This window comes from Paenibacillus sp. FSL R5-0914, from assembly GCF_038004525.1.
In the GTDB taxonomy this organism is placed as follows: domain Bacteria; phylum Bacillota; class Bacilli; order Paenibacillales; family Paenibacillaceae; genus Paenibacillus_AQ.
The window spans coordinates 921,971-935,440 of record NZ_JBBORH010000001.1; the positions used below are offsets into that span (position 1 = coordinate 921,971).

Annotated in this window: 16 protein-coding genes and 1 tRNA gene; 15 read left to right on the top strand and 2 right to left on the bottom strand. The window is 42.4% G+C overall.

Annotation, left to right across the window (positions count from 1 at the left end; all coding sequences use genetic code 11):
• The first annotated feature begins 88 nt into the window (after positions 1-88).
• From mnmE to MKX60_RS04000, 8 genes are all read left to right on the top strand, one after another.
• Positions 89-1,465 carry a tRNA uridine-5-carboxymethylaminomethyl(34) synthesis GTPase MnmE gene (gene mnmE, locus MKX60_RS03965; RefSeq protein ID WP_042193063.1) on the top strand — a complete coding sequence of 459 codons (1,377 nt, stop codon included), beginning with the start codon at positions 89-91 and terminating at the stop codon, positions 1,463-1,465.
• Positions 1,466-1,503: 38 nt separating this feature from the next.
• Complete coding sequence (gene mnmG, locus MKX60_RS03970; protein ID WP_042193060.1) at positions 1,504-3,390, top strand: tRNA uridine-5-carboxymethylaminomethyl(34) synthesis enzyme MnmG; 1,887 nt, start codon at positions 1,504-1,506, stop codon at positions 3,388-3,390.
• 3 nt (positions 3,391-3,393) lie between these two features.
• Positions 3,394-4,119 (top strand): 16S rRNA (guanine(527)-N(7))-methyltransferase RsmG, encoded by a 726-nt coding sequence (rsmG, locus tag MKX60_RS03975; RefSeq protein WP_341059104.1) that lies wholly within the window; start codon positions 3,394-3,396, stop codon positions 4,117-4,119.
• Between the two features lie 411 nt (positions 4,120-4,530).
• Positions 4,531-5,346: a nucleoid occlusion protein gene (gene noc / locus MKX60_RS03980; protein ID WP_076285062.1), complete on the top strand. Its 816-nt coding sequence runs from the start codon at positions 4,531-4,533 to the stop codon at positions 5,344-5,346.
• A 209-nt stretch (positions 5,347-5,555) separates the two neighbouring features.
• The gene (locus MKX60_RS03985) at positions 5,556-6,317 is read left to right on the top strand and encodes a ParA family protein (protein WP_042131728.1); all 762 of its coding nucleotides are present in this window, start codon (positions 5,556-5,558) and stop codon (positions 6,315-6,317) included.
• The gene (locus tag MKX60_RS03990; RefSeq protein WP_042193054.1) at positions 6,310-7,152 is read left to right on the top strand and encodes a ParB/RepB/Spo0J family partition protein; all 843 of its coding nucleotides are present in this window, start codon (positions 6,310-6,312) and stop codon (positions 7,150-7,152) included. Before MKX60_RS03985 ends, MKX60_RS03990 begins: the two co-directional genes overlap by 8 nt.
• A 110-nt stretch (positions 7,153-7,262) precedes the next feature.
• Entirely contained in the window at positions 7,263-8,423 is a 1,161-nt protein-coding gene (locus MKX60_RS03995; protein WP_076298107.1) for an aminotransferase class V-fold PLP-dependent enzyme, read from the top strand.
• Between the two features lie 20 nt (positions 8,424-8,443).
• The gene (locus tag MKX60_RS04000; RefSeq protein ID WP_042193049.1) at positions 8,444-8,944 is read left to right on the top strand and encodes a DUF4446 family protein; all 501 of its coding nucleotides are present in this window, start codon (positions 8,444-8,446) and stop codon (positions 8,942-8,944) included.
• On the opposite strand, the gene yyaC is transcribed toward MKX60_RS04000, so the two are convergent.
• Positions 8,919-9,524: a spore protease YyaC gene (yyaC, locus tag MKX60_RS04005; RefSeq protein ID WP_042131724.1), complete on the bottom strand. Its 606-nt coding sequence runs from the start codon at positions 9,522-9,524 to the stop codon at positions 8,919-8,921. The genes MKX60_RS04000 and yyaC overlap by 26 nt on opposite strands.
• Positions 9,525-9,642: 118 nt before the next feature.
• Here yyaC and MKX60_RS04010 point away from each other — a divergent pair, with 118 nt between their 5' ends.
• The 4 genes from MKX60_RS04010 to MKX60_RS04025 all read left to right on the top strand — a co-directional run bounded on the left by MKX60_RS04010 (position 9,643) and on the right by MKX60_RS04025 (position 11,284).
• Entirely contained in the window at positions 9,643-9,894 is a 252-nt protein-coding gene (locus MKX60_RS04010) for a DUF3343 domain-containing protein (protein WP_341059105.1), read from the top strand.
• A gap of 15 nt (positions 9,895-9,909) precedes the next feature.
• A complete protein-coding gene (locus MKX60_RS04015) occupies positions 9,910-10,938 on the top strand; it encodes a mechanosensitive ion channel family protein (protein ID WP_076285060.1) in 1,029 nt (342 codons plus the stop codon).
• The gene (locus MKX60_RS04020) at positions 10,938-11,150 is read left to right on the top strand and encodes a DUF951 domain-containing protein (protein ID WP_042193044.1); all 213 of its coding nucleotides are present in this window, start codon (positions 10,938-10,940) and stop codon (positions 11,148-11,150) included. The genes MKX60_RS04015 and MKX60_RS04020 overlap by 1 nt, the downstream gene beginning before the upstream one ends.
• A 43-nt stretch (positions 11,151-11,193) precedes the next feature.
• A tRNA-Ser gene (locus MKX60_RS04025) sits at positions 11,194-11,284 on the top strand.
• A gap of 382 nt (positions 11,285-11,666) precedes the next feature.
• On the opposite strand, the gene MKX60_RS04030 is transcribed toward MKX60_RS04025, so the two are convergent.
• Positions 11,667-11,864: a YjzC family protein gene (locus MKX60_RS04030; RefSeq protein WP_042131720.1), complete on the bottom strand. Its 198-nt coding sequence runs from the start codon at positions 11,862-11,864 to the stop codon at positions 11,667-11,669.
• Between the two features lie 215 nt (positions 11,865-12,079).
• On the opposite strand from MKX60_RS04030, the gene rpsF reads away from it, so the two are divergent.
• The 3 genes from rpsF to rpsR are packed head-to-tail and all read left to right on the top strand — an operon-like array spanning position 12,080 to position 13,213.
• Positions 12,080-12,364, top strand: a complete 285-nt coding sequence (rpsF, locus tag MKX60_RS04035; RefSeq protein WP_036677776.1) for a 30S ribosomal protein S6 — start codon at positions 12,080-12,082, stop codon at positions 12,362-12,364.
• Positions 12,365-12,412: 48 nt separating this feature from the next.
• On the top strand, positions 12,413-12,919 hold the full coding sequence (ssb, locus tag MKX60_RS04040; RefSeq protein WP_036677780.1) for a single-stranded DNA-binding protein: 507 nt from the start codon (positions 12,413-12,415) through the stop codon (positions 12,917-12,919).
• A gap of 21 nt (positions 12,920-12,940) precedes the next feature.
• Positions 12,941-13,213 (top strand): 30S ribosomal protein S18, encoded by a 273-nt coding sequence (gene rpsR, locus MKX60_RS04045; RefSeq protein WP_036651767.1) that lies wholly within the window; start codon positions 12,941-12,943, stop codon positions 13,211-13,213.
• Positions 13,214-13,470 lie beyond the last annotated feature (257 nt).

Below are 13,470 nucleotides of genomic sequence, written 5' to 3' on the forward strand. Positions count from 1 at the left end.
CCTTGACCAATGTAAGGGGTCATTGCTTTTTTAACAATATAAGACCGTTTATGATCAAAAAAATATAGGTTTTGGGGTGAAAAACAGCATGCTTAGTGACACCATTGCTGCCGTATCGACGGCATTAGGCGAGGGAGGAATTGCTATTATTCGGGTAAGTGGCCCTCAGGCTATTTCCCAAGTGGCGCCTTTGTTTCGTAGCCGAGTTCCGTTAACTGAAGCGGAATCGCATACCGTTCATTATGGGCATATCGTTAGTCCGGATAACGGAGAGAAGATGGAAGAAGTACTTGTAACCGTAATGAAGGGCCCACGTTCTTTTACGACCGAGGATGTAGTAGAGATCAGTGCTCATGGTGGTGTAATTTCTGTAAGAAGGGTGATGGATTTACTTCTTCAGCAGGAGATAAGGTTAGCCGAGCCAGGTGAGTTCACCAAGCGTGCTTTCTTGGGTGGACGTATTGATTTATCACAGGCTGAGGCGGTTATTGATCTCATTCGCTCGAAGTCGGATCGTGCGTTTTCTGTGGCTTTAAAGCAGGTTAGTGGATCCTTGTCGGATCGAATTCATGCTTTGCGCCATACACTTATTGAGATGCTGGCTCATATCGAAGTAAATATAGATTATCCAGAGCATGATGTAGAATCCATGACAGCTGAATTTATTAAAGATAAAAGCAGTGAAGTGATGGAAGGAATCACAAAGCTTCTTAAGACTTCTAATGAAGGAAAAATTCTTCGTGAGGGGATAACGACAGCTATAGTTGGTCGTCCCAATGTTGGTAAATCTTCTTTATTAAACGCGTTAGCACGTGATAACAAAGCGATTGTAACAGATATTCCCGGAACAACACGTGATGTCATCGAAGAATATATAACGATAAACAACATTCCGCTTAAGCTGCTTGATACGGCGGGAATTCGTGAAACGATGGATGTAGTGGAGAAGATTGGCGTAGAACGTTCCAAGGCGGCAGTTAGTGATGCGGATCTGATTCTACTTGTGCTAAATGCTAACGAAGAGCTGCATGAGGACGAATTGGCATTGATGGAACAAATCCACGGTAGACAATGCCTAGTGATCATGAATAAAATGGACTTACCGCCCAAACTAGATAAGGATAAGTTGCTCTCGTTCTTTGAGGAGTCCAACATCGTACCGATGTCCGTTCTGGAAGAGGAAGGTCTAGACAAACTTGAAGATGCCATTTCGACACTCTTTTTTGGTGGAAAGCTGGAATCGGGTGACTTGACATATGTAAGTAATGTGAGACATATTGCACTGCTTAAAAAAGCCTATAAATCACTACAGGATGCATACGATGCGGCGGAACAGTATATTCCAATTGATATGATTCAAATCGATGTACGGCTAGCATGGGAACAACTCGGTGAAATTATAGGCGATACGGCAGCGGACTCGTTGTTAGATCAAATATTCTCACAATTTTGTTTAGGAAAATAGGTTTTACATTTTAATATAACATTAGGGGGAAACAGGACATGAGTTATGATGGAGGCAACTATGACGTAATCGTCATTGGCGCCGGTCATGCCGGTTGCGAAGCAGCTCTAGCGTCAGCACGAATGGGCTGCAGCACGTTGATGATCACAATTAACCTGGATATGGTTGCATTCATGCCCTGCAATCCGTCCATAGGCGGACCTGCCAAAGGACATGTGGTGCGTGAGATTGATGCGCTAGGCGGAGAAATGGGCCGTAATATAGATAAGACTTTTATTCAGCTTCGTATGCTTAACACAGGGAAGGGACCTGCGGTGCATGCATTGCGTGCACAAGCTGATAAGTTCTTGTACCAACATACAATGAAGGAAACGATGGAGAAAACGCCTAATTTGACGCTTCGTCAAGGGATGGTTGAGCGTTTAATCGTTGAGGATGGACGTTGTGCGGGTGTAGTTACGAAGACAGGAACGGAATACCATAGTAAGACTGTTATCCTGACTACAGGTACTTACCTGCGTGGTAAGGTGATCATGGGTGAACTGACATATGAGAGTGGACCTAACAATCAACAGCCATCAGTGAAGCTATCTGAGAATTTGCGGGAGCTTGGTTTTGAATTGGTACGTTTTAAGACAGGTACACCACCACGTGTACATCGCGATACGATCGATTTCTCGAAGACAGAAATTCAACCCGGCGACGATGAGCCTAAATTCTTTTCGTTTGAAACGAAATCATCCAACAATGAACAGCTTCCTTGTTGGTTAACTTATACCTCTGAGGTTACTCATCAGATTATTAATGACAACCTTCATCGTGCGCCGATGTTTACGGGTATTATTGAAGGAACAGGTCCACGTTATTGCCCATCTATTGAAGATAAAGTAGTAAGATTTAGTGATAAATCTAAGCATCAGATCTTTTTAGAGCCAGAAGGAAAAAATACATCGGAATACTATGTACAAGGTCTGTCGACTAGTCTTCCTGAGGATGTACAGCTGGCGATTCTGCGTTCCATCCCTGGTATGGAAAAGGTAGAGATGATGCGTAACGGCTATGCTATTGAATATGATGCAATGGTTCCTACACAGCTATGGCCATCTCTTGAAACTAAACGTTTACCTGGTCTTTTCACTGCTGGACAAATCAATGGTACTTCCGGTTATGAAGAAGCAGCTGGCCAAGGTGTAATGGCTGGAATTAATGCAGCACGCAAAGTGCAAGACAAAGAACCCGTAATCTTAGATCGTTCACAGGGATACATTGGTGTACTCATTGATGATCTGGTGACTAAGGGCACTAATGAACCTTATCGTCTGCTTACTTCACGTGCAGAATATCGTTTGTTGCTTCGCCATGATAATGCAGATCTAAGACTTACACCTATCGGTTACGACATTGGTTTGATTACACAGGAACGTTTCGATAACTTCACGGATAAAAAAGAACGGGTGGAGCGTGAAATTGTTCGTCTGCAAGAGACAAAGGTTAAACCTGTTGAGGTAAACCATGTACTAGCGCAATATGAATCGGCACCTATTGTAGACGGCAGTAATTTGCTTGTTTTGATGCGGCGTCCAGAGCTTGTATATAGCTTCGTAGATCAAGTCTCGCCATCACCGGAAATGCTGGATGCAGAAATGAAGGAGCAAGTGGAAATCCAAATCAAATATGCCGGATATATTGAAAAACAGCTCCAACATGTGGAGCGCTTGCAAAAGATGGAGAAGAAGAAAATTCCAGATGACATTAATTATAATGAAATCCATGGATTAGCGATGGAAGCGCGGCAGAAGCTGACTAAGATCCGTCCAATCTCTATCGGGCAGGCCTCTCGGATTGCGGGAGTCACACCTGCCGACATTTCTATTCTCCTCGTATATCTCGAGCATTACAACCGGGTAACCGCGGCGAAAGGATAATCTATGGATAATACGGAAGTTCAATTCACTCAGCTTTTACAAGAAAGAGGCATTACACTTACAGCAGAACAATTGGAGCAATTCGATCTTTACTATAAGGAACTCGTATCCTGGAATGAAAAAATGAATCTCACTGGAATAACAGAGCGTGAGCAGGTTTACACGAAACATTTTTATGATTCGATCTCTCTAGCCTTTTTCCTTAATATCAATGAGATAAACAATTTGGCAGATATCGGTTCGGGAGCCGGGTTTCCAGGTATTCCGCTTAAGATTTGTTTTCCACATTTGAAACTTACGATCATTGATTCATTAAGTAAAAGAATCTCTTTTCTGCAGCATGTCTGTACTACGTTGAAATTAACTGATGCGCAATTGATTCATGGTCGAGCGGAGGATATTGCCCGGCAATTCAAGCATCGTGACGCCTATGATTTGGTGACTGCGCGTGCGGTGGCAAGATTATCCTTGTTGAATGAGTTTTGTCTTCCTTTCACACGTAAGGATGGAGTTTTCGCTGCCATGAAAGGAAGCGATCCATCAGAAGAATTAAGTGAGGCGAAGTACAGCTTAAAAGAGCTTCGTGCTCAACTTGGTAAAGTAGAGTCGTTCAGCTTGCCTGTGGAAGAGTCGGCGCGACATATTGTCATTATTCGTAAGACAGGTGCCACTCCTGCTAAGTACCCACGAAAAGCGGGAATTCCTGCCAAAACACCACTTATCAAATAATGTTTCACGTGAAACATTATAGATTGGCAAATATATTTAAGGTCATCCTCATTTTAGAGGATGACCTTTTTTTGAGTGGAATTGCGATAACGATCTCAAATGAACTTTAATTAAAAGATAAACTAAATTGATATGTTTATTAAGCGGCTATCATTATGAAAATGCAGGAAAAATAGGTCTTTACGGAGAATATGATTATGTAGAGAAAAGTGATAGAATAGCATAGTAGACTTTTAATTTTGTATATAACTCCTTCTCTGTACTCTTGTTCGAAAGAAGGAGAGATTATGATGCCTGATAGCTGCAGGCCATTTCATAATATCAGAATGTTTTTTATTGCTGTACGATACGCTTTCCGAGAAGAAGGTCAAGAAGATCGTACTATAACGAAATTAGGTGGTTATGAACGGAATGAAAGAACAATTTACCAAGCTATTTGGATTTACCGAGCGGAGCAGCGGAGAAGAAATTAAACAAATACCAGTTCATGAGGTCATTAGCAGTCCTTACCAACCACGGACGATATTTGATGACGACAAGATCGATGAGTTGTGCCAGACGATTAAAACTCATGGGGTCATTCAACCCATAGTTGTACGCATGCGAGATTCCGTGTACGAGATCATCGCAGGTGAACGACGCTGGCGTGCGGTCAAAAAGCTTGGTTTAGAGACGATTCCAGCCATTGTTCGTGAATTCAATGATTCACAGGCCGCATCTATTGCGCTTATAGAAAACTTACAGCGTGAGGGCTTGACCTCTATTGAAGAAGCTGTTGCTTATCAAAAGTTAATTGATCTTCATCAATTGACACAAGAAAGCTTAGCACAACGACTAGGTAAAAGTCAGTCTACCATAGCTAATAAAATTCGCTTACTTAATTTACCTGAAGAGGTTAAGACGGCGTTAATGGAGCGTCAGATTTCTGAAAGACATGCACGTTCATTATTATCACTCGATAGTGTGGAGATGCAACTGAAAGTGTTGGCAGAAATCATTTCAAAAGGCTTAAATGTTAAACAAACAGAAGCTCGTATTGCTTTCTACAAACAAGTCTCACAAACTAAAAAATCAAAGCGGGTCTCCTATACCAAGGATGTTCGTCTAGCTCTTAATACAATTCGTCAATCTATTGATATGGTGTCAGGCTCAGGGATGGAAATCAAAACGTCAGAAAATGACCGTGGTGACCATTACGAGATTGTAATCCAAATCCCCAAAAGATAAATTGTTTCAAAAGCTGAAGGCGGCCTTGAGGAGATTGGCCGCCTTTGGTGTGGCTAGAACCGGGATGTGTTGGTCAGGCCTGTAATTTAAAGTTCCAGTATATAATAGTTGTCTATATTCTTCATAAAGTGTGACGCTATATCAGCGTCAGGAACATTTGTACTTGCGATCTACGAGAAGATTCTTCCTAACTATTCGAGGTGAATTAAGTGTCCAAGATTATTGCCATAGCAAATCAAAAAGGCGGTGTCGGTAAAACAACAACCTCCGTGAACCTAGGTGCCGGTATGGCTACATTAGGAAAAAGAGTGCTTCTAGTTGATATCGATCCTCAAGGTAACACTACTAGCGGCGTTGGCGTCAACAAGGCGGACGTGGCGAATTGTATATATGACATTCTTATAAATGAGGTAAATCCTCTAGAAACCATACTGGAAACTCAAAATGAAGGACTGCATATCATTCCGGCGACCATTCAATTAGCGGGTGCGGAAATCGAGTTAGTATCGACGATTTCCAGAGAGCTAAAGCTAAAAAAGGCGCTGAATGCGGTTAAAAACAATTATGATTATATTATCATCGATTGTCCTCCTTCACTTGGCATTTTAACAATCAATTCCCTTACGGCGGCGGATTCGGTAATCATCCCGATCCAGTGTGAATATTATGCGCTTGAGGGTTTGAGTCAGCTCTTAAACACCGTTCGTCTGGTGCAAAAAAATCTTAACCCGCATCTGAAGATAGAGGGAGTATTATTGACTATGCTTGATGCCCGGACCAATCTGGGAATTCAAGTGATAGAAGAGGTTAAGAAGTATTTCCAAGAAAAAGTATATAGAACGATTATCCCTCGGAATGTCCGGTTAAGTGAAGCGCCGTCACATGGACAATCCATTATTACTTATGATCCTCGCTCTAAAGGAGCGGAAGTGTATTTAGAGTTGGCAAAGGAAGTGATTTCTTATGAGTAAACGATTAGGAAAAGGTCTGGATGCGCTAATTCCATCTTTATCAATTAATGAAGATGATAAAGTAGTTGAGATCCCTTTAGCTCAACTTCGGGCTAATCCATATCAACCGCGCAAAGATTTTAATGAAGAGGCCATTCAAGAACTAGCAGAATCTATCAGACAACATGGCGTGATTCAGCCGATCATTGTTCGTAGCGTATTGAAGGGGTATGAGATCATTGCCGGCGAACGCAGATTCCGTGCCTCGCAATATTGTGGCAAAGCTACAATTCCAGCAGTCGTTAGAAATCTTAGTGATCAGCAAGTCATGGAGATTGCATTAATCGAGAACTTGCAACGTGAGAACCTAAATGCAATGGAAATTGCAGTGGCTTACCAAGGCCTAATGGATCAGTTTTCACTTACGCAGGAAGAACTCTCGCTCAAGGTAGGAAAGTCCAGATCTCATATCGCCAACTTCCTGAGATTGCTTTCTTTACCTGAAGAAGTAAAAGAATATGTTTCACGTGGAACAATGTCAATGGGGCATGCGCGGGCAATTGTTGCTTTAAAGGATCCAGAAGTGATTAAACAACTGGCCGAACAATGCGTGGAACAACAGTGGAGTGTAAGAGAGCTAGAAGAAACAGTGAAGAACTTGGACCGAAAACCTACTAATGGAGTTAAAGTCAAAGTTGTTAAACGTGATCCCTATATTGATAATGTAGAGGAAGTATTGCGTGAACGTTTTAAAACAACAGTGAAAATAAAACAGGGTAAGGAAAAAGGGAAGATTGAACTGAATTACTATAGTGCTCAGGATTTAGAAAGATTGTTGGAATTATTGGGTAACTAAATGGGTATCTATGCCAAGAACATATCCTGAGATATCCTTAATCGGATAATTAGGGGTATGTTTTTTTGAATAAGTTGATTAAAAAAGGGTAATAGACGAGGAGCGAGGTTATGGAAGACTTCGTATATCTGGATCATGCAGCTACTTCCTGGCCTAAACCACCAGAGGTTGCAACTGCGATGTTGAATGCTCTGCAGTCAGGGGCAAATGCTGGTAGAGGTAATTACTCGCTAGCGATAGGAAGCGGTCGAGTGTTAGTAAAGACGCGGAGTGTGCTGGCGGGATTGTTCGGTGTATCTAATGCGCAAAATATAGCTTTTACCCATAATACTACGATGAGTTTGAATATGGCGATCAGAGGGACGCTTAAAGTGGGAGATCACGTGATTTCAACGATGACAGAACACAATTCTGTGAGACGGCCGCTGGAATACTTGCGTAAGACACTAGGGATAAAAGTTGATTATCTAAAAGTGGATCGTGAAGGGCAATTGGATTTAAAAGAACTCAAAAATGCTTTCCAGCCGAATACCAAAATGGTGATCTGCAATCACAGCTCTAATTTACTAGGAAGTATACTCCCTATCGGTGATATTGGCGATATCGTTAAATCGCATGGTGCTGTATTTCTGGTGGATGCTGCTCAAAGCGCAGGTTCAATTGATATTGATGTTAAAAAAATGAATATCGACTTGTTGGCATTTCCGGGGCATAAAGGACTACTTGGACCACAAGGAACCGGCGGACTTTATATATCACCTGAATTGGACCTGGAACCCCTGATGCATGGAGGAACTGGTAGTCAATCGGAAAACAGTGAACAGCCCTCTGTTCGTCCAGATCGGTATGAAGCGGGAACGCAAAATACGGTAGGGATTGCCGGTTTACTAGCAGGTGTTCAAAAGGTACAATCTTTAGGGACGAGCGTTATTCATGAGAGAGAGTGGGCGTTAACTCAAAGACTGATGGAGGGGTTGTCCCACATCCCGAACATTAGACTATTAGGGCCCTCACTAGGGGCGCCAAGAACCGGTATTGTATCGTTTGTAGTGGATGGAGAAGAGTCAGCAAATATCGCTCATCGCCTAGATCGTGATTATAAAATAGCGGTTAGAGCGGGCATGCATTGTACCCCTTTAGCACATAAGGCGGTTGACACGATAGAGAGTGGTGCTGTTCGGGCGAGTGTAGGTGTAGATACGACAGAGCATAATATAAGCAGAATGCTGGCTGCTATGGATGAGTTATATGGCAATGCCCGCAGCAGATGAATAAAAAGGATGGTCCATTCATGTCTGAATTAAATCAATTAATTAGTGAGCAGTTGCAGTGGTTTGTGTTTGGTTTTACAGTAATTATGTTGGTGCTGATAATCACTGTGATCGCCCAGGGGGCTAAGCTGCGTGCTATGCGGCGTAAATATGAGGCCATGATGGCTGGGAGCGGTGTGGAGGATCTGGAAGGCCTTCTAATTGATCTGAAGAACCAAAGCGACATGCTGGAAGAAGAACAACGTGAGCAAAAAACCGTATTAGAAGCAACTCAAACTAGAATGCGTGGCATGAAGTCCAATATTGCGCTGAAGCGTTATAATGCCTTTGGTGAACGTGGCAATGATCTGAGTTTCTCAGTGGCTATACTGGATGACAACAGTAGTGGTATTGTATTAACCAGTCTTCATAATCGTGAGAATTCTTACATTTACTCTAAACCTATGCAGAATGGCGAATCACAATATGTCTTATCACCTGAAGAAAAAGAAGTAGTTACTCTCGCGTTGCAGCGGACCTAGCATGAAGATTCCATTGCTTTAAGGCAGAATATAGACTCGTAGCTATAATATCAGATAATCGCATAACTAAACTTAATCGCGTGTTCTGTAATACAAAATACTCCATAAAGCCGCCGACATTAACGATTCCCGTCAAATGGATATCACCTACCGGCGGCAATTGTTTATTTACGCCAGCACCTGGTCTCAAAGGCCCTTCAACGACTTGGATGCATCCTACACTAGTAGAGTGACCTAAACAAGCATCTATACCGATGATAAAGGGGTTACTATATCTTTCGTTGATTAGGGATAGAGTTTCCTCAAGGTTAACAGCATGGACAGGCTCCTCAAGAGTTCCATATAAATGAAACAGCGGACTATGAAAACGTGACAATGCAGTGCCAACAAGAGGGCCAAGAGAATCTCCTGTGGATCGGTCCGTACCTACACAAATGACGACAATCTGTGTTTCCGGGCGTGTACGTGCAAAGTGAAACAGTAGCCGGTGGGTAATAGCAGAATAGATATCGGGATCGGTATGTGATATTTTTAAACAGGACGTTTCTTGCGCTGATGTAGCTTTCGATGAAAAATTCATACCATCTTCCTTTCTGAAGCTGATTCTATTTGATGGTATCTAGTATATGGATAGAAGAGGGGTTTTATACTACAGCGGCAAGAGATAGGACGATAAACCTATGGGAGGCGTAACGTATATGCAGGAAGAGATGTTGATCGCGTTTGACTCTACCCAGCAGGCGCTTCGTGCTGAAATGCTGCTTGAGTATGCGGAAATTGAAATTGATATATTTCCAACCCCGAAAGAGATCACGGCAGGATGCGCGATATCGATTCAGTTTTATCAAAGTGCACTGGAAGAGGTACAAAGGATAGTAACGGAACAGAATATCGAAATACGCGGCATCTACGGAAAAGACAACGAGAACTACATTCTGATTGAGAGGTAGGGAGGACTATACAATATGAATAGGTGGATATTAGAGGCTACTACTCCCGGTGATGCTGTAAAAGATGCCTTGCGTTTTAAAGATAAGGTGTGGAATTGGTTTACCGATGCTGATATGTGGGCCAATGTCTTATTCTCAGGACTACGAATTCTTATTATATTTCTCTTAACTAGGGTTATTATTAAGATTGTTTCTAATATTATTGATCGTTCGCTTGAACGTAAAACGGGTGGCAGAATTCTGTCTAACACACGAAGGTTTACTACGGTAGGGGAATTGATGAAAAATGTAGTAACGGTTATCTGTAATTTTGTGATGATCATGCTCGTTCTTTCAGAGTTCCACTTCGATTTAGCACCCTTGTTGGCCGGAGCAGGTGTACTTGGTCTGGCAGTAGGTTTTGGAGCACAAAGTCTGGTGAAGGATGTTATTACAGGGTTCTTTATTATTTTGGAGGACCAATTTGCAGTTGGTGATGTAATTCAGACAGGTACTTATAAAGGGACTGTAGAATTAATCGGATTGCGAACAACAAGACTGTTAAGTGCAACCGGAGAAGTATTTATTATCCCTAATGGACTAATTACGAATGTGACGAACTATTCTCTTTCCAATGCATTGGCTGTAGTTGATGTTCCTGTTAAAATGGAGCGAAGCTTGGAAGCCACGTTAGGATTAATTGGCGAGGCGCTAAAAGGAATAGAACAGCGTAACTTCAATGTGCTTGCTTACCCTAACGTGCTCGGAATACAGTCCATGAGTACCTCGGAATATGTGATTCGTATAGCTGCCAGCTGTGCTCCTAATGCAAGAGATGCAGCGGAAAGACAAATTCAGAACGACATAAAGCAGGCATTAGAGAAACAGAGCATGCTGGAACTAGCTCAAGCTGAAGAAGAAGCACGTAAGAAAGCAGAGGCAGAGGCGAAGGCTGAAATAGATCTTGCAAAAACAGAACATGCACTAGAAGTTACAGGGTCGGCAAACACTGGATCAAGACGGCAAATTGCAGCTACACAAGAAGGAGAAGAGGGGGAAGAATAGTGGAACGTAAAGTTTTTCAGCTTGGGGATATAGTGCAAATGAAGAAGCAGCATCCTTGTGGATCTAATGAGATGGAAATCATTCGCATGGGGATGGATATCCGAATTAAATGTACAGGCTGTCAGCATAGTGTTCTGATTCCCCGTGCTAAATTCGAGAAGAATATGAAGAAGGTACTGCGCTCTGCGGAGGAAAATACAGACAATAATTAAGCTTGCAAATGGCATGTCTGCATGATACAATTATTTTTGCTGCGGAGAGGTACCCAAGAGGCCCAAGGGGGCTGACTCGAAATCAGTTAGGCGTGTCAAAGCGTGCGTGGGTTCGAATCCCACCCTCTCCGCCACTTCAGCATATATAACATTTAATGAATCCTTCGTTCCTGTAACGGAGGTTTTTTTGTGTCTATAATTGCCGATATACAAAATAATATATAACGCAAAAAGAAGGGCCCTTTCGGGTCCTTCTTCAGGAGGCAGTACATCAATGATGTTTGGAATTTCTCTGTTTATAGCGACTAAAGTGATTTAGGCGTTGCTGAGGCTAATGCTTTTTTAAGGCAATAACCCACTACTCTTCCCAGCTTACAATAGATGCTGAATCAGATCTCCTGTGATTGTGTTCGTCTACGACGGCCAACGGAACCACACCTCTCTTTTGTACTGCCTGAGTATAGTATGTGTAATGTCGGGCTTTTTATACACATTTATTTTTAAAATATTTTTGAATTAGTGGACCCGTGCTTTTTCAACCTTTTTCCACTTTCGATTTTTGTTGGTGGTCTCAGGGAAGGTGTCCCCTTTTTCCATTTTAATGTGCTGTGGATTCGAAATCTCAGTATGGAAGCTTCGGGCTTCGCCTACCTCTGTGTACATGCCTGGATTGGGGGCCTTGTCGCCTTCTTCATATTCCGTTTTCTCACCCATCATTATTCCTCCTTTTTTAGTGTAGATGAATTCGTAATTATTGTGCGCAGGTAGTGATTTTTTCATGTAAAAAGAGGGGGAGGAGTTGTCCTGTATTAATATTGCTTGCACTCTGCTGTTCATTTTGGTATATTAATCAGGTGCGAGTCTATGTTTGTGCTCGTTCCTTGCTCCTGACGTGATTAGGGGCCTCAGACCATAAGGAGGTGAAAATTATGCGCAAATATGAAGTGATGTACATTATTCGTCCTGACATTGAACAAGAAGCCGTTCAAGCAGCAGTCGATAAATTCCAAGGCATCATCTCCAATGGCGGGGAAATTACAAAGCACGAAGTGCAAGGTAAACGCCGTCTTGCGTATGAGATCAAGAAATTCCGTGATGGCGTTTATGTTTTGGTTAACTTCAATGCAGAACCTGCAGTAGTTACTGAATTAGAACGTCTTATGAAGATTTCTGACGAAGTTATTCGTTATCTCATTACGAACGACGTTGCTTAAGATCTTGACAAGCTTTGTAATGAATCGCTCTAAAGGAGGGGACCAGAATTGTTGAACCGTATCATTTTGATCGGACGGTTGACCCGTGACCCGGAACTTCGTTATACTCCCGCTGGTGTTGCCGTAACGCAATTTACGCTAGCCGTAGATCGTAACTTTACGGGCCAGAACGGTGAACGTGAGGCAGACTTCATCCCGGTTGTAACCTGGAGACAGCTAGCAGAAACCTGTGCCAATTACTTGCGCAAAGGTCGTCTGACAGCAGTGGAAGGACGCATCCAAGTGCGGAATTATGAGAATAACGAAGGCAAACGTGTATACGTAACTGAAGTTATTGCTGATAATGTTCGTTTCCTGGAATCTTCACAGAGCCGTGAAGGTGGAAATACTTCAAGTGGTGCAAGTAGTATGCCTGAAGAGCCAGCATATGGTGGCGGTGGTAACGCTGGACGCGGAAATAACAACAATAATTTCTCGCGTAACAACAATACTCAAGATCCTTTTTCGGGCGATGGTAAACCGATTGATATATCGGATGATGATTTGCCATTTTAATTAGGAAGGACTGAAAAGAATATGGCTTTTAAACCAAGAGAAGGCGCTGACAACGACAAAAGACCAGCACGTCGTGGTGGACGCAACAAGCGTAAAAAAGTTTGCTTTTTCACTGTGAACAAGATTACTCACATTGATTATAAAGATACCGAACTTCTTAAGAAGTTCATCAGCGAACGTGGAAAGATTTTGCCACGTCGTGTAACAGGTACAAGTGCAAAATACCAACGCGCTCTTACCATTGCTGTAAAACGCTCGCGTCAAATCGCGTTGCTTCCTTACACAACGGAATAGGACGTTTTATAAAAGCAGTCGGGAAACCGGCTGCTTTTTTTGTATGCAAAAAAGGAAGCATTAATAGTAGGGTAAGCATGAAATCGAATTATTTGGGCGTTGAATCGTTTGACGTTGGCACTTTATTATGTTAAATTACAGCTATCCTATAACTAAAGGGGAAATTTTGATGTCGGTGACCGTTCTTAACTAGCAATTTCATAACACTTGATTAGGAAGACTTTAGCAGGCTTGTCATGAGGCGATTACGTGCTCTA